The 14407-nt window shown below is 68.2% G+C and carries 14 protein-coding genes; 9 read left to right on the forward strand and 5 right to left on the reverse strand.

Features of this window, described 5'->3' with window-relative positions:
• Window positions 1-86 precede the first annotated feature (86 nt).
• The 5 genes from Q368_RS0114570 (at window position 87) to Q368_RS0114590 (ending at window position 5326) form a co-directional block, all read left to right on the forward strand.
• Window positions 87-422 (forward strand): 4Fe-4S dicluster domain-containing protein, encoded by a 336-nt coding sequence (locus tag Q368_RS0114570; RefSeq protein WP_029459787.1) that lies wholly within the window; start codon window positions 87-89, stop codon window positions 420-422.
• Window positions 419-1561: a 2-oxoacid:acceptor oxidoreductase subunit alpha gene (locus Q368_RS0114575; RefSeq protein WP_029459788.1), complete on the forward strand. Its 1143-nt coding sequence runs from the start codon at window positions 419-421 to the stop codon at window positions 1559-1561. The genes Q368_RS0114570 and Q368_RS0114575 overlap by 4 nt, the downstream gene beginning before the upstream one ends.
• Window positions 1562-1639: 78 nt before the next feature.
• Window positions 1640-2476, forward strand: coding sequence for a 2-oxoacid:ferredoxin oxidoreductase subunit beta (locus Q368_RS0114580; RefSeq protein ID WP_029459789.1), 837 nt, complete (start codon window positions 1640-1642; stop codon window positions 2474-2476).
• Entirely contained in the window at window positions 2473-3117 is a 645-nt protein-coding gene (locus Q368_RS0114585; RefSeq protein ID WP_029459790.1) for a 2-oxoacid:acceptor oxidoreductase family protein, read from the forward strand. The genes Q368_RS0114580 and Q368_RS0114585 overlap by 4 nt, the downstream gene beginning before the upstream one ends.
• A 106-nt stretch (window positions 3118-3223) precedes the next feature.
• Window positions 3224-5326, forward strand: a complete 2103-nt coding sequence (locus Q368_RS0114590; RefSeq protein ID WP_029459791.1) for an ATP-grasp domain-containing protein — start codon at window positions 3224-3226, stop codon at window positions 5324-5326.
• Here Q368_RS0114590 and Q368_RS0114595 read toward each other — a convergent pair.
• Entirely contained in the window at window positions 5323-5970 is a 648-nt protein-coding gene (locus Q368_RS0114595; RefSeq protein WP_052360184.1) for an SOS response-associated peptidase, read from the reverse strand. The two genes, Q368_RS0114590 and Q368_RS0114595, sit on opposite strands and share 4 nt — an antisense overlap.
• Before the next feature lie 364 nt (window positions 5971-6334).
• On the opposite strand from Q368_RS0114595, the gene Q368_RS0114600 reads away from it, so the two are divergent.
• Together Q368_RS0114600 and Q368_RS0114605 are read left to right on the forward strand one after the other, a co-directional pair.
• On the forward strand, window positions 6335-7324 hold the full coding sequence (locus tag Q368_RS0114600) for an HD-GYP domain-containing protein (RefSeq protein WP_029459793.1): 990 nt from the start codon (window positions 6335-6337) through the stop codon (window positions 7322-7324).
• Between the two features lie 139 nt (window positions 7325-7463).
• On the forward strand, window positions 7464-8144 hold the full coding sequence (locus Q368_RS0114605; protein WP_029459794.1) for a potassium channel family protein: 681 nt from the start codon (window positions 7464-7466) through the stop codon (window positions 8142-8144).
• A 28-nt stretch (window positions 8145-8172) separates the two neighbouring features.
• On the opposite strand, the gene Q368_RS0114610 is transcribed toward Q368_RS0114605, so the two are convergent.
• Window positions 8173-8745, reverse strand: coding sequence for a nicotinate-nucleotide adenylyltransferase (locus Q368_RS0114610; RefSeq protein ID WP_029459795.1), 573 nt, complete (start codon window positions 8743-8745; stop codon window positions 8173-8175).
• Window positions 8742-10055, reverse strand: a complete 1314-nt coding sequence (locus tag Q368_RS0114615; RefSeq protein WP_029459796.1) for a BPG-independent phosphoglycerate mutase family protein — start codon at window positions 10053-10055, stop codon at window positions 8742-8744. The genes Q368_RS0114610 and Q368_RS0114615 overlap by 4 nt, the downstream gene beginning before the upstream one ends.
• Before the next feature lie 100 nt (window positions 10056-10155).
• Between Q368_RS0114615 and Q368_RS0114620 the strand changes: the two genes are divergently transcribed.
• Together Q368_RS0114620 and Q368_RS0114625 are read left to right on the forward strand one after the other, a co-directional pair.
• Entirely contained in the window at window positions 10156-10794 is a 639-nt protein-coding gene (locus Q368_RS0114620) for a PHP domain-containing protein (RefSeq protein ID WP_084158823.1), read from the forward strand.
• A gap of 296 nt (window positions 10795-11090) precedes the next feature.
• Window positions 11091-12206 (forward strand): hypothetical protein, encoded by a 1116-nt coding sequence (locus Q368_RS0114625; RefSeq protein ID WP_211249783.1) that lies wholly within the window; start codon window positions 11091-11093, stop codon window positions 12204-12206.
• A gap of 120 nt (window positions 12207-12326) precedes the next feature.
• Here the strand turns inward: Q368_RS0114625 and Q368_RS0114630 are convergent, their stop codons facing one another.
• Both Q368_RS0114630 and Q368_RS0114635 read right to left on the reverse strand, forming a co-directional pair.
• Entirely contained in the window at window positions 12327-13571 is a 1245-nt protein-coding gene (locus Q368_RS0114630) for a NupC/NupG family nucleoside CNT transporter (protein ID WP_029459799.1), read from the reverse strand.
• A gap of 25 nt (window positions 13572-13596) precedes the next feature.
• Window positions 13597-14400: a sulfite exporter TauE/SafE family protein gene (locus tag Q368_RS0114635; RefSeq protein WP_029459800.1), complete on the reverse strand. Its 804-nt coding sequence runs from the start codon at window positions 14398-14400 to the stop codon at window positions 13597-13599.
• Window positions 14401-14407 lie beyond the last annotated feature (7 nt).

Raw genomic sequence — 14407 nt, forward strand, 5'->3', positions numbered from 1 at the left:
AATCCTCTGCCCGCGCGCATTGCCAATTTTCGACGAACACGTCACAGTGCCGCCCAATCAAACCTTTTTCATACCGGGATGGTGGCATGAGCGCGTCGAGCAAAGGACAAAACCGTGTCGTCGTCTACCCCGACTGGTGCAAGGGATGCGGCATCTGCATCGCATTTTGCCCGAAACACGTACTCGCGGCCGGCCCCGATGGCAAGGCCAGGGTCGTTGCCGAGGACGCTTGCGTCAATTGCGGGTTTTGCGAACCGCATTGCCCGGATTTCGCCATCGTGGTGACCCCCCGGGCCGCAAACGGCAGAAACGGCCGCGTCAACGGCAATGGCGCGCCGGCTGCCGGCACGGACGCTCCCGAAAGCCCCGGACAACCCCAGCAGCCTGCTCCCAAGGACCCCGACAAGGAGGAACGCCCGTGAGCCAGGTCCGCAAGAAACGCCGCGAGGCTTTTCTCCTCGGCAACGAGGCCGTGGTCGAAGGGGCGCTGGCCGCCGGCTGCACCTTCTACGCCGGCTACCCCATCACGCCCTCCACGGAAATCATGGAAACCATGGCCAAGCGGCTGCCCCAGCTGGCGGACGGCGTTTTCCTCCAGATGGAGGACGAGATCGCCTCCATGGGCGCGGTCATCGGTGCGTCGCTCGCCGGGCGCAAGGCCATGACCGCCACCTCCGGTCCCGGGTTTTCGCTCATGCAGGAGCAGATCGGCTACGCCGCCATGACCGAGACGCCGCTCGTGCTCGTGGACGTCATGCGCGGCGGGGCGAGCACGGGCCTGCCCACGAGCCCCGGCCAGGGCGACGTGCAGCAGGCGCGCTGGGGCGCGCACGGCGACCACCCGATCCTGGTGCTTGCGGCCTCGGACGTGCCCGAGTGCCTGGAAATGACCGTGACGGCGTTCAATTTCGCCGAGAAATACCGTACCCCCGTCATCCTGCTCCTCGACGAGATCACCGCCCACACCCGCGAGAAGATCAGCCTGCCCGAACCCGGCGATTTCGAGATCTTTTCCCGCCTCGTCCCGACCATGCCGCCGGAATGGTACAAGCCCTACGAGGAGACGCTGCGCGGCGTGCCGCCCATGCCGCCCCTCGGCAAGGGCTACCGCTTCCACGTCACCGGGCTCACACACGATTTGCAGGGCTTCCCGACCTCGCGTCCCGAGGAGGTGAAGGCCCTGGTCGAGCGGCAGTTCCGCAAGATCGACCGCTTCTTCCACGACGTCCAGCTCGTGGAGCATGTCGCCACCGACGACGCCGAGGTGCTGGTCGTGGCCTATGGCTGCGTGGCCCGCTCGGCCCGGCTCGCCGTGCGCCAGGCGCGCGAGGCCGGGGTGAAGGCCGGGCTGCTCATCCTCAAGACGCTCTTTCCCTTTCCGCGCACCCACGTGGAAAAGCTCATGCGCGCCTGCCGGCTGGTGGTGGTGCCCGAACTCAACGTCGGACAGATCTCCCGGGAGGTCAAACGCGTCAACGAGGGACACACCACCGTGCGCACGATCAACCGCATCGACGGGCTGATCATCACGCCGTCCCAGATTCTCAAGGAAATATCCTAGGGACGGGCGTCGAAGCTCCCGAGACTGGTCCGACGGGCGGCGGCACCTCCGCCCGCAGACGGAAGGAGACCCTGCGACATGGCCGAAGTCACACAGCTCATCCACCAGTATTTGCGCCACAACAAGAAGTTTCCCCTGGTCTTTTGTCCGGGGTGCGGCCACGGCATCGTGCTCGGGTCGCTCGTGCGCGGCGTCCACGCGCTGGGACTCGACAAGGACGAAGTCGTGGTCGTGGCCGGCATCGGCTGTTCGGGCCGCATCGCGGCCTACGTGGACTTCAACACCGTCCACGCCACACACGGCCGGGCGCTGACCATCGCCACGGGCATCAAGATGGCCAACCCCGAGCTCACCGTCATCGCGGTCATGGGCGACGGCGACGCCTTCTCCATCGGCGGCAACCACCTGATCCACGCCGCAAGGCGCAACATCGGCGTCACGGCGCTCGTGCTCAACAACTTCATCTACGGCATGACCGGCGGCCAGTGTTCCTCCACCACGCCCGAGGGGGCCTATTCGCACACGAGCCCCATGGGCCAGCTGGAGGCGGCCTTCGACATCGTGGAGCTGACCCGCGCGGCCGGGGCGGCGGGCGTGTCCCGGGGTACGGTCTTCCACGTCAAGGCCCTGGACGGCCTCGTCGCCGACGCTTTGGCGCGGCCGGGATTTAACCTGGTCGAGGCGCTGACCCCGTGCTTCACCCAGTACGGCCGGGGAAACGGCTTTAAAAACGCCGTGGAGATGTTCAAGTGGCTCAAGGACCGGGCCGTGCCCCTGGAGGCCTACGAGAAGCTCGAGGACAAGACCGGGCGCATTCCCATCGGCACCTTCGTCCGGCGCGACGTGCCGGGGCTCGAGGCGCGCTACGCGGCCATGCGCGAGAAACTCCGGGAAAGGAAGGGAGGCGCGGCATGAACGGGCACGACATGGTTCTTTCGCGCTACGAGATCAGGCTTTCGGGCCTGGGCGGGCAGGGCATCCTGACCATGGGCCGGTTGCTCGGCCAGGCGCTGGCCCTTTTTCACGACTATTACGTCACCCAGACCCAGAGTTACGGGCCAGAGGCCCGGGGCGGGGCCAGCCGGGCCGACCTCGTGGTCAGCTCCGAGCCCATCAGCTACCCCAAGACCGAATACCTCGACCTGCTCGTGGCCCTGTCCCAGGAGGCGGTGGGGAGCTACGCCCACTACCTCAAGCCCCGGGGGACGCTCGTCATCGACACGGAGCTCGTGCGCCAGACGCCGTCCAACGTCTTTCGCGGCCTGCCGTTTACCGCCCTGGCCCGGGACGTGGTCGGCGTGCCCCAGGCGACCAACGTGGTGGCCCTTGGCGCGGTGACGTGGCTTTTGCCCTTCGCCAAGCCCGAGGCCGTGCGCAAGAGCCTCAAGGCGTCGCTGCCGGAAAAGATCCGCGCCGCCAACATCAAGGCGTTCAACCTGGGCTATTCCGAGGCGAAAAAACGCCTGGGCGAGCCCATGGCCATCCCCGATCCGGCGCTTGGCGACGGCCAGGAGGAGGAGCGTATGGACCTGTGCAACATCATGGCCGACGACTGACGGCGCAGGCGCGCATGGCTGGCTTTTTTCGGCAAATGTGCGATAGGGGAGACCGTGGCGGGACCGGTCCCGCATGGCGTCCACCTTCGGCCAGGGAGAAGCCTCCATGCATCTGACGGAACACGCCGGCAAGGCGCTCCTCGAGCAAGCCGGCATCGCGGTCGCGCCCGGCATAGCCCTTGCGCCTGGCGGGACGGAACATGTCTCGCCGCCGTTTCCAGGGCCCTATTACCTCAAGTCGCAGGTGCTCTCCGGCGGCCGGGGCAAGGCCGGCGGCGTCGTGCGCCTGGAGTCCGCGGCGGCAATCGGTCCGGAGGCGCAGCGGCTTTTCGCCTTGCCCATCGGCGGGCAGGTTCCGCCGTTTCTGCGCCTGGAGCCGGCTGTCGCCCACGACCGCGCCCTGTACCTGTCGCTCGGCGTCTCCCGGGAGCGGGGCGGGCTGTGCCTGAGCGCGGCAGGGCAGGGTGGCGTGGACATCGAGGCCCTGGCCGGCGACCCGCGCCTGCTCGTCCTGGACGTGCCCCCGCCGTTTGCGCCGAGCCCGCGCCTGCTGCGGCGCGTGTTTTTCCACCTGGGCCTTGGACAGCCCCTGTGGGTGTCCTTCCAGGAGTGCCTCACGCGCCTGTTCGCGGCCGTGGCCGACCACGGCCTGCTGCTGGCCGAGATCAATCCCCTCGCCCTGACCCCGGACGGCCGGTTTGTGGCCCTGGACGCCAAGGTGGTCGTGGACGACAGCGCCGTCTGCCTGCAACCCGAACTGCGCCGCTTCGGCGACGACCGGTTGCTGACCGAACCCGAGCGCCGCGCCCGCTCCTACGGGCTGTCCTTCGTCAGCCTGTCCGGTCGGGTGGGACTTCTCGCCAACGGCGCGGGCTTGGCCATGGCCACCATGGACGCCCTGGAGGCGGCGGGGCTCGGCGCGGCCAATTTTCTGGATTTCGGCGGCACGGCCGACGCCGTGCGCCTGCGCGCGGCCTTTGACCTGCTTTTCGCCGACGCGCGCGTGGCGGCCTGTCTGGTCAACATGTTCGGCGGCATCCTTTCCTGCGCCGACGTGGCCCGGGCCCTGACCGAGGCCCTTGGCGACGCGCCGCCGCAACGACCGGTGGTGGTGCGCTTTGCCGGAAACGGCGCGCAGCGTGGGGCGGAGATGCTGCGCCGGCTGGGGCTTCCTGCGCTTGCCGTGGCCGAGGACATGGACCAGGCTGTCGCCATGCTTTCGGAAATGGTGCCGGTCGGGCCGCGACGCGATTTCGACGCGCCTTCCGCGCAGTCCTGCCGCGCCGCGCCGGGTGCCGCTGCCGCCGCGCAGCCGGATAGCCGCCCGCTGCCGTCGCTGCTCGACCTCGACAAGGACAGCGGTGTGCTCGTCCAGGGCCTAACCGGCCGCGCCGGCCGCCGGCACGCCCTGCTCATGCGCGCCTACGGGACGCGCGTGGTCGCCGGGGTCACGCCTTTTCGCGGCGGCCAGGACGTGGAAGGGATTCCCGTCTACGACACCGTGGCCGCTGCCGTGGCCATGCACGACATCGCCCTGTCCGTGATTTTCGTCCCCGCCGTGGGCGCGGCCGATGCCGTCCTGGAGGCGGCCGAGGCCGGCATCGCGCGCATCGTCTGCATCACCGACGGCGTGCCGCAAAAAGACATGCTCGCCGTGCGCGCGGCCCTGGCCGGCCGCGAGGTGCTGCTGCTCGGACCCAACACGCCGGGGCTGCTCGTGCCCGGGGCCATGCAGGCCGGCATCATGCCGCCAGATCCCTTCACGCCCGGGCCTGTGGCGGTCTTTTCCCGCAGCGGCACACTCACCTACGAGGTCTGCTCGCGGCTCACGGCGGCGGGCATCGGGCAGGCCGTGGCCGCGGGCATTGGCGGCGATCCCTTTGGCGGCGCGGACTTTACGGCGCTTTGCCGCATGGTGCGAAACGACGACCGGGTGCGCGCCGTGATGCTCATCGGCGAAGTAGGCGGGCGCGCCGAGGAGGATGCGGCCGCCTATCTGGAGGCGACGCAGTTCCCCAAGCCCGTGGCGGCGTTCGTGGCCGGCCTGTCCGCGCCGCCCGGCCGGGCGCTGGGGCATGCCGGCGCGCTGCTCGATCGCCCCGGCGGCATCCTCGCCAAGCTGTCCTGCCTGTCCCGGGCGGGCATCAGTGTCTGCCCGGAACTCGGCGACGTGGCCGGGGTCATGGCCGGGCTTTTGTGCGGGGGCTAAGGCTCCAGTAATCCTTTCCTTTTCCCTTCCGTTTCCGCCTTCATGGAAAGTTCCGGCGACGGCATGCCGAGGAGCTCCTCGATGTCCCGGCGTTCGGTCAGGCGCGGATCGAGCCAGGCGGCGAACGTCGCCTGCGGCACGATAAGCGGCATGCGCTCGTGGATGGCGGCCATCTGCGGCGAGGCCGGCCGGGTGAGGATGGCGGCCGTGTCGCGGACTTCGCCCGCATCCGTCACGGCGCGCTCGTAGATGCCGGCCAGGGCCATGACCGGCGCCTCGGGCAGGGTGAGGAAAAAGCGCGTCTTGCCGTCGCCCGGCTCCTTGCGCCACTCGAAAAAGCCCTGTGCCGGGATCAGGCAGCGGCGGTAGCGGATGGCGCCACGAAACGAAGGCTTTTCCAGCACGGTTTCCGCCCGGGCGTTTACCATCGGGCGCGCGGCGGCGTCCTTGCGAAACGCAGCGACGAATCCCCAGCGAAAAAGGCCGGCCATGTGCCGGCCGCTCTCCCTTGCCGTGAACACGGCCTCGATGAGCTCCCCGGGAAAGATCTCCGGCCGGGCCGGCACGTTTTGCGGCAGGTCCGGCACGCCCATGGCCTCGGCCACCAGCCGGCGCGGCACGGCCAGGGCGAATCGTCCGCACATGGCGTCTCCTTTGCGGATATTAGGGTGTGAAGAATGGACGCCTCCGGCGGCCAGGAGGGGCCGGAGGCCCCTCCTGGACCACCCCGACGGGATACTGCGAACCTCTTCGATATGCTGGCATACATGTTCCCGGGAAAACCGGATTTCCGCGATGTTCACGGATTTTTCCAATCATGGCAGCCTCGGCGCGCCCTGGCAAGGCAGGCTGCTTCGGCTGGGTCCGGGATTTGCTAGAGGGAGGCGGTAAATCTCGATCCTGGGGGAGGGGAATGCACGAACAGGCCGGATTCACGGTTTTTTTTGTGTCCTGCCCGGTGCGATTCCCTACGGGTGCGCCTCACATTGTAACAAAGTTACACAGCGCATGACCACGTTGCCGCCGCCGCCGTCTGCGGATCCTTCCAGCGAATACCAGCCCATTCCCCTGGCGCACCTCTTTCCCCATGTCCCGGGGGAGTTCGAGGTCTACCTGCGCCACGGCGACAGCCACACGCTCTTTGCCCGCGACGGCGAGGCGCTCACGCCGGATCGGCGGGGAATGCTCAAGGAATACGGCGTTTCCGTGGTCTATATCCACCGCGAGCAGCGGGGGCGCTACCGGCATTACATGCGCCGCAACCTGCCGGCGGCGCTGCTCGGGCAGGAAATGCCGCAGGCGCAGAAGGCGGCGGTCTTCTACCACGACTGCTGCGCCATCGTGCGGGAACTCCTGCGCGAGCGGTTGCCGCAGGGGCTTTCGGACATGCACGGCCGGCTGTTCGTGGCCTACGCCCGGGACTGCGTGTCCTTTTTGTGCACCGAGGCCGGGCTTGCGCGCATGGGCGCGCTCATGTCCCACGATTATGACGTTTACAGCCACGGTGTGCATGTGTTCGTGTACACCGTGTTCCTGCTCAAATCCCTGGGCCTGCCCCAACCCGCCATCATCCAGGCCGGAGTGGGGGCGTTGTTGCACGACAGCGGCAAGGAGGGCGTGGACGGGGCGATCCTGCGCAAGCCCGGTCGTCTCACCCCCGAGGAATTCCTGGCGATTCGGGAGCATCCGACCCTCGGCGAACGGCTTTGCCGGCCGCTGGCCCTGTCGCGCCTGGCCCGGGAATGCATTCTGCTGCACCACGAAAAGCTCAATGGCCGGGGCTATCCCCGCGGGCTTTCCGGCGACGCCATCCCGGTGCATGCGCGCACGGTGTCCCTGGCCGACGTCTACGACGCGCTCACGTCGCGGCGGATCTACGCCGATGCGGTGCCGCCGTTTGAGGCGCTGCGCATCATGCGCCACGAGATGGCCGGCTCCTTCGACCTGGAGCTCTACAAGCGCTTCGTCATGCTCCTTGGCGGGGCGGCGTTGCTGTAGCTAGCGGGCACTATGCCCATAACGCCCCGCTTATGAAAACGGCGACGCCTGTTTTCCGGCGCATGGCACGGCATGTTTGCGTGCAGCGGCCCTTGATGCCGGCCCCGGGATCGCGTAGCCGCAGGAAATGGAGGAACCCATGGGCAAAAGCCCGGTCAACGTCAGTCTCAACATCTCCACGCACGGCAAGCCGTTTCATTTTCTGCTGGCCGCGCTGCTGGCCCAGATCGTGGTGTCTCCGTTCGTCGCGGGGGAGGTGGCGGGCGTCGCCCAGGACCTGATTTTCTTGTGCCTGATGGGGGCCGCTTTGCGCGTGGTGCGGCAAAGCCGGCTGTTCCCCCTCATCCTGTGCCTGTCCGTCCTTTGCGCCGTAAGCGTCGTGGGCAAGTATGTCCTGGACGGCGTCGGCCCGAGCATTTTAAGCGACGCCCTGGGCGCGCCCGTGATCCTGCTGACCGCCGTGGAGGTGACGCGCTACCTGGCCCGGCAAAAGCGGGTCGATCTGGACACCGTGCTCGGCGGGTTGTGCGTCTATCTGTTCCTCGGCGCGTTGTGGTTCGTGTTCTATTCCCTGCTCAACCGGCTCATGCCGGGCTCCTTTGCCTTCACCGTGCACGGCGACCATTTGTCCCCGGAGGGCACGGACCGGCTGCTGTTCTTTTTCAGCTACATCACGCTGCTGACAACGGGCTACGGCGACATCGTGCCCCTTTCGCCCACGGCCCAGACGCTCGCCGTACTGGAGGGCATCACCGGGCAGTTCTATCTGGTGTTTTTCATGGCCCGCCTGGTCGGGCTGCACGTGGCCGGAAAGAAATAGCCGAAGCGCGGCGGCCGTGCGGCGCGTCCTACCATCCGGCGGCCGCCAGCCGGGCGGGGATGTCCCATTTTCGGCACAGCGCGGCCACCGCCGGAGGCACGAGCGCCTCCCAGGGGCCGTCCGTCGCCAGCAACCGGCGCACGTCCGTGCCGGAAATGCCCTTGTTCTCGGGGGAGACTTCCCACAACACCTCGATGCGAAGCGCAAGCGCCTCGAAGTACTCTCGTTTGCGCCGGCCCCAGGCGTCGTAGATGGTGAGGAAAAAAAGCGCGTCCAGAGGCACGTAGTAGCGGTAGAGCTCCGGAAAGTTGACCGGAAAGGGTACCACAGTGAAATCCGCCTCGGCCGAACCCGCCGCGACGAGCGCGGCGCGGACCATGGCCTGGCGTTCGAAATAGGTCAGCGGATTGGCGGCCGGCGCGGAGCGGGCGGGGTCGGCGTTTTCGTCACGGGTATGGCCGGGGTCGGGGTTGGTGACGCCGACCACGAGATGGGCGCAACGCGCTCTGCCAGCCAGGAGGTAGCGCAGGTGGTCGTTGTGCAGCACCTGGAAACGGCCGTGGATGACGCCGACGGGCGCAAGGGATGCCGGCTGCGTCACGATTCCTCCACGCGGAAGGGCCGCACCGGGCCGGGATAGCAGGCCGGCGGGTCCGGCGTGTCGCGGATGCCGACGAGGCGCGCGCGCTCCAGGCCGTTTAGGATCAGGTAAGGCAGCTGGGTGCCGCGCACGAAACCCAGGCAGCCGGTCGCGGCGCTGACCTCGTCGAAGCGTGCGACCACGTCCACGCGCTGCCCCGGGCCGTGCAGGCAAAGCGGCACGGGCTCGCCGCCGTGGATGAGCGGCCCGCTCGAGGGCGTCGAGTGGTCGGCCGTGACCGCGAAGAGCACCTCGGGATCGGCCAGCAGCGGCCCTGCGGCCCGGCCTACGGCCGCGTCCAGGGCCTCGATCACGGCCTTTTTGGCCAGGGGATCCTTGGTGTGCGCGGCTTCGTCTGGCGCTTTGGTGTGCACGTGGAGAAAGTCGTAAGCGGCGATGGCGGCGCGGGCGGTTTCCAGGCGCGCGGCGAGGTCGGCGCCGGGATCGCCCGTGTCGCGCGCGGGCAGCAGGGCGAAGCCGAGCGCCTTGGCGATGCCGGCAAAGAGCGTGCCCGAGGCGACGGACGCCGGGCGCAGGCCGAAGCGCGCGCCGAAGCGGGGCAGGGGTTTCGCCATGCCGGCGCGCTGGGTGACCAGGGCGTTTATGGGCGCAAGTCCCGCAGCCTCGCGCGCGGCGTTGATCGGATGGCCGGCAAGTACGCGCCGGGCAAAGAGCAGGTAGGCCCGAAGCGCGCGGGCGGTTCTCGCAGCCGCCGCGCCGGCTGCGGCCATGGGCTCGGGTTCGGGCAGAAAGAGGCCGTCCACCATGGGGTTGGTGTCCGTCACCTCGGGCGAGACGTCGCCAGTCATGGTCACGACGCCGAACAGCCCCTTGTCGCGGTGCAGGCGCACGGCGACGCCTTCGTGCGCAAAGGCCGCCACGGCCGCGAAAAGCGCTGCCGCCTCCTCGGGCGCGGGCTTTTCGGGCTTGTCGCGGTAAAGCCGCAGGCAGCCGTCTTCGACCACGGCGCAGCAGAAGTGGGCGAGCAGGCAGACCTCGCCGGGCGCGGGGGAGAGTCCGAGTCCCAGGGCCTCGAGGTAGCCCCGGCCGGGGAACTCCTCCGGGCTCGCCCCGAACATGGCGAAATGGGCGTTTTCGCTGGGCAGGGCCTGGCCGGGAAAGCCGGCGTGGTAGAGGCCGTTGGCCCCGGTCGCGGCGATGGCGTCGAGATGGGGCGTGGCAGCCGCCTGGAGCGGGGTCAGGCCGCCGAGCGCGGTATGGGAGCGGTCGCCCAGCCCGTCGAGCACGAGCAGCACGCAGGCGCGCGGCATCAGCGGCCGCTCCCGTTATATCGGGCGTCGTAATGGGAAAATGGCTTGCACATAGACATTACCACTTTGCCTTTTTCCCCGGGAAGTCGCAAGATTTGCCATGCGCTTCGATCTCCACGTGCATACGCGGCTTTCGCCGTGCAGCCGGCTCTCCCTGGAGGTGATCCTTGAAAACGCCCGGGGCAGGGGCCTCGACGGCGTCTGCCTGACCGACCACGACACCATGGCCGCCGCCCGGCTGGTGCGCGAAGGGGTGCAGGACAACGGGCTGTGCCTGCTCGTCGGCCTGGAATACGCGACCACGGACGGGGATCTCCTGCTGTTCGGCCCGTTCGAGGGGCTTGCGCCCGGCTTGCCCGCCCGCGAGGTCATAAGCCTCGCCGCGGCCCTGGGCGGCGCGGCCGTGGCCGCGCATCCGTTCCGGTCCTGGCGGCCGGCCGGGCCGGGCATCCTCGGGCACGAAGGGCTTTGCGCCGTGGAAGTGGAAAACGGCCGCAACACGCCCGAAGAAAACGCGGCTGCCGCGCGTTTCGCCGCGAGCCGTGGCCTTGCGCCCGTGGCCGGTTCCGATGCCCACAGCCTCGAGGAACTGGGCACGCGGCCGGTGGCGATCGAAGGCACGGTCCAATGCCGCGCCGACCTCGTCGCCGCGCTGCTGGCCGGCCGCTGCACGCCCGTCCCGCGCCTCGAAGCCCGCCGCGCATCCGACGGCTGCGGCCGGGCCATGTCTTTTTTCTAACCCGCCGGATCGCCTCCGCCACACGCTACTGCTCCACGCCGGAGGTTGCGGCCTCCTGCCGACCGAAGGCCGGCGAGGCGACGCCGCGCGATTTCCCGAGTGGCCGCGTCTTTCGGTCGGCGCTGCGCAGCCTTCGTGTCTTGCGGCACGGCAAGGCATCCGAAAAAAGTTGTATTTTATGGTTGCCAGGGTATGTTCGCTCCCTGCATGGCAACAAGGAAGAGAACCTGCCGCGACGTGCGGGGGATGAACGCGTTTGTGGCGTCTGAAGGTTCCAGCCTTGGCGGGAAGGGGCGATGAAGCCTGCTCGCATCCCGTCGTGGTGGGCGTTCCCCGTCATCCTTGCGATCGTCCTGATCGTTGTTGTTCTTGCATGGTTGGAATACAAAAGCCTGGCACGCAGCTACAAGGAGATTGTCGCAGCCGGCGCGACGATGCCGGACGCCGACGCACAGCAAAACGTGTTCCTCGATGCGTACCACAACGCCGTGGCGCTCAAGTTCCGGGATGCGCTCCAACAGGGAGCCGTCTCGGTTTTTTATTGCAACGACTCGGTCATGGGCGGCCACGGTGCTGCCGAAGCGCGCGACACCATCGCGGAGATCCTCGGCCGCCTGACGGGCTCGGACATTTATCCGGTCAGCGGGGCGGGCTACACGGCAGTGCTCTTCCGCGAGTACGCCGTCCTTGTCGCCAAGGCGAAGAAAAAGCCGCGCCTGGCGATCCTCTCCATCAATCTCCGCGGTTTTTCCGATGACTGGCTGTTCACGCCCCGCTGGGAATACGCCGCCACGACCGCCTATCTGCGCCTGTTGGCCGAGCCGCCGTCCCCGGCTGACCTGCCGTCCTGGATCGTGTCCGGGCAGGGGGATCCTGCGGCCTATTGGGCAGCCCGCACGGTCCGGCCCGCACCCTCGTACGCCGCGCTTTTTAAGGAACTCAACGCCGGCCGCGAGGCGCTGCTCGCCGCGCCGCCCCCGGGCCTGTCCCCCGAGGACCTGGACCGGCGCAGGCATTTCATCGAGAACTACATGACGCGCGTCACGCCGGAGCATCCCATGCTCGGCTATCTCCTGGACACCGCGCGCCGGCTCGAGCGGGCGGGCGTGACCGTGCTTTTCTACCTGACGCCCATCGACATCGAAGGCGGCCGGCGGCTCGTCGGGGAAGCGTTGCCCGCCAACGTCGCGGCGAACACCCGCGTCATCATGGATGTCCTGGCCCGTTCCGGAGCTTCCTGTCTGGACCTGACCACGCTGCTGCCCGGGGAGCGGTTCGTGGACCGCGAATATGCCTGCGAGCACCTCGATCTGGCGGGACGCCGCCGCGTGGCCGAGGCCTTGGCGGGCACCCTCGAATCCTTCGCTGCCGCCGCAACGCGGCCTGCCCCCCTCGGCGCGACGGCCAACTGACCTTCCGTCAATACCGGAGCGACGACGCAAAACGGCCCCTCCCCAAGGAAGGGCCGTCTTTTCATGGCGTGGGGATCCGGTGCGCGAACGCGGCACGCCGGCCGGATGCCGGCCGGGGTGTCAGAAAGACGCCAGGATGCCGACCACCGTGCCGGTCATGAGCGAGGCGAGCACCCCGGCGATGAGTGCGCGGCCGCCAAGGGCCGTGATTTCGTCCTTGCGTTCCGGGCACAGCGACGTCAGCCCGGCGAGCAGGATGCCGACACTGCCCAGGTTGGCGAAGCTGCACATGGCGTAGGTGAGGATCAGCCGCGAGTGCTGCGAGAGCGCGCCGGCCGGCAGCTTGGCCATCTCCATGAACGCGATGAATTCGTTGAGCACAACCTTCGTGCCGAGCAGGCTTCCGGCAGTGGCCGCCTCGGCCCAGGGGATGCCGAGCAGCCAGGCCACCGGGGCCATGACCACGCCGAGCATGCGTTCGAGGGTGAGCGGCGCGCCGGCCACGTCGGGCAGGACCGCGAGCAGGATGTTGGCGAGCTTGACCAGGGCGACGAAGACCAGCAGCGTGGCCAGGATGCTCCAGAAAAGGCGCAGGCCGTCGGCCGTGCCCGATACCACCGCATCCATGGCTCCGGAGGCCGAGGAATCCGGCAGTTTGCGCCCGAGCGTGGGCTCCTTGGTCTCGGGCAGCATGAGTGCCGCCACGACCAGCGCCGCCGGGGCGTGGATGACCGAGGCCGTGAGGATGTGTCCCAGGCTGTCCGGCAACACGGCCTTGAGTGCCGAGGCGTAGAGCATGAGCATGGTGCCGGCGATGCAGGACATGCCTGTGGCCATCATGGCGAACAGTTCGCTTCGGGTCATGCGCACCATGTAGGGGCGGATCAGCAGCGGCGCCTCGATCATGCCGAGGAAGATGCAGCCGCCCGCGCCGACGCCGAGCACGCCGCCGATGCCCATGGTCTTTTCGAGCACCAGCGAAAAGCCCCGCACCACGCGCGGTAAAATCTTCCAGTAATAAAGCAGGGCGGTCAGGGCCGCGATGACGATGACCAGCGGCAGGGCCTGGAAGCCCAGGATGAAGCCCGCGTCGGCGTCGGTCACGGCAAAGGGCGCGGGGCCTCCGCCAAGGTAGCCGAACACGAAGGCCGTGCCCGCGCGGGTGGCCGCGTCCATGGCGGCGACCACGGCGTTTAAGGCCATGAAGATGCCGCGCAGAAAGGGGGCCTTGAGCATGAAGGCGGCGATGGCCGCCTGCAGCCCCAGGCCCCCCAGGACCAGTCGCCAGGGAATGGTTCCCCTGCGTTCGCTCAGCGCCATGGCCGCCGCGAGCAGGGTGACGAGTCCGAGCAGGCTTTGCAGCATGGCGCGCTCCTTGCCGGTTTTCTATTTAAAACATGCTCCACAACATGCGCGTGGCCATGGCCAGAAGGAACAGGGCGAAAACCCGCTTGAGCGTGCCCACGGGCAGCGAGTGGGCGAGTTTGGCCCCGTACTTGGCCGTGTACATGCTCGTGGCCACGATGCCGATCAAAGCCGGCAGGTAGATGTAGCCGATGCTGAGCGACGGCAGATGGTCCACCCGCAACCCGTTGGCCAGGTAGCCGATGACGCCGGCGACGGCGATGGGAAAGCCGATGGCCGAGGCCGTGCCCACGGCGACGTGGATGGGAATGTTGCACCAGGTGAGGAAGGGCACGGTCATGGTGCCGCCGCCGATGCCGACGAGGTTGGAAACCAGCCCCACGATGCCGCCGGTGGCGAACATGCCGCCCGTGCCCGGCACCTGGCGCGAGGCCTTGGGCTTGATGTTGAGCAGCATCTGCACGGACACGTAATACAGGAAGATGATGAAGAAGCCCTTGAGGAACTTGGTGGACAGCTGCGCCGCCACCCAGGAACCGAGCAGGGAACCGATGATGATGCCCGGGGTGATGCTTTTGAAGATGTCCCAGCGCACGGCCCCGCGCTTGTCGTGGGCGCGGAAGCTGGCGACGGAAGTAAAGACGATGGTGGCCAGGGAGGTGCCGAGCGCCAGTTGCATGATGTGCTCATGGGGCAGGCCCTGGGCGGTGAAAAGGAAATAGAGGGCAGGGACCACGACGATGCCGCCGCCGACGCCGAGCAGGCCGGCGATGATGCCGGCAGCGCAGCCGAAGGCGAGGTAGGCGAGCCAGAACGAAAAGGAAGGCATGAAAGAC

The sequence above is a fragment of the Solidesulfovibrio alcoholivorans DSM 5433 genome (genome assembly GCF_000702665.1).
GTDB lineage: Bacteria > Desulfobacterota > Desulfovibrionia > Desulfovibrionales > Desulfovibrionaceae > Solidesulfovibrio > Solidesulfovibrio alcoholivorans.

Excerpts from the sequence above, each read along its gene's own strand:
- Q368_RS0114605 (WP_029459794.1), top strand. The coding sequence starts at position 7,464 with ATGGGCAAAAGCCCGGTCAACGTCAGTCTCAACATCTCCACGCACGGC.
- Q368_RS0114590 (WP_029459791.1), top strand. The coding sequence starts at position 3,224 with ATGCATCTGACGGAACACGCCGGCAAGGCGCTCCTCGAGCAAGCCGGC.
- Q368_RS0114600 (WP_029459793.1), top strand. The coding sequence starts at position 6,335 with ATGACCACGTTGCCGCCGCCGCCGTCTGCGGATCCTTCCAGCGAATAC.
- Q368_RS0114615 (WP_029459796.1), bottom strand. The coding sequence starts at position 10,055 with ATGCCGCGCGCCTGCGTGCTGCTCGTGCTCGACGGGCTGGGCGACCGC.
- Q368_RS0114625 (WP_211249783.1), top strand. The coding sequence starts at position 11,091 with ATGAAGCCTGCTCGCATCCCGTCGTGGTGGGCGTTCCCCGTCATCCTT.
- Q368_RS0114595 (WP_052360184.1), bottom strand. The coding sequence starts at position 5,970 with ATGTGCGGACGATTCGCCCTGGCCGTGCCGCGCCGGCTGGTGGCCGAG.
- Q368_RS0114585 (WP_029459790.1), top strand. The coding sequence starts at position 2,473 with ATGAACGGGCACGACATGGTTCTTTCGCGCTACGAGATCAGGCTTTCG.
- Q368_RS0114630 (WP_029459799.1), bottom strand. The coding sequence starts at position 13,571 with ATGCTGCAAAGCCTGCTCGGACTCGTCACCCTGCTCGCGGCGGCCATG.
- Q368_RS0114620 (WP_084158823.1), top strand. The coding sequence starts at position 10,156 with ATGCGCTTCGATCTCCACGTGCATACGCGGCTTTCGCCGTGCAGCCGG.
- Q368_RS0114570 (WP_029459787.1), top strand. The coding sequence starts at position 87 with ATGAGCGCGTCGAGCAAAGGACAAAACCGTGTCGTCGTCTACCCCGAC.
- Q368_RS0114580 (WP_029459789.1), top strand. The coding sequence starts at position 1,640 with ATGGCCGAAGTCACACAGCTCATCCACCAGTATTTGCGCCACAACAAG.
- Q368_RS0114635 (WP_029459800.1), bottom strand. The coding sequence starts at position 14,400 with ATGCCTTCCTTTTCGTTCTGGCTCGCCTACCTCGCCTTCGGCTGCGCT.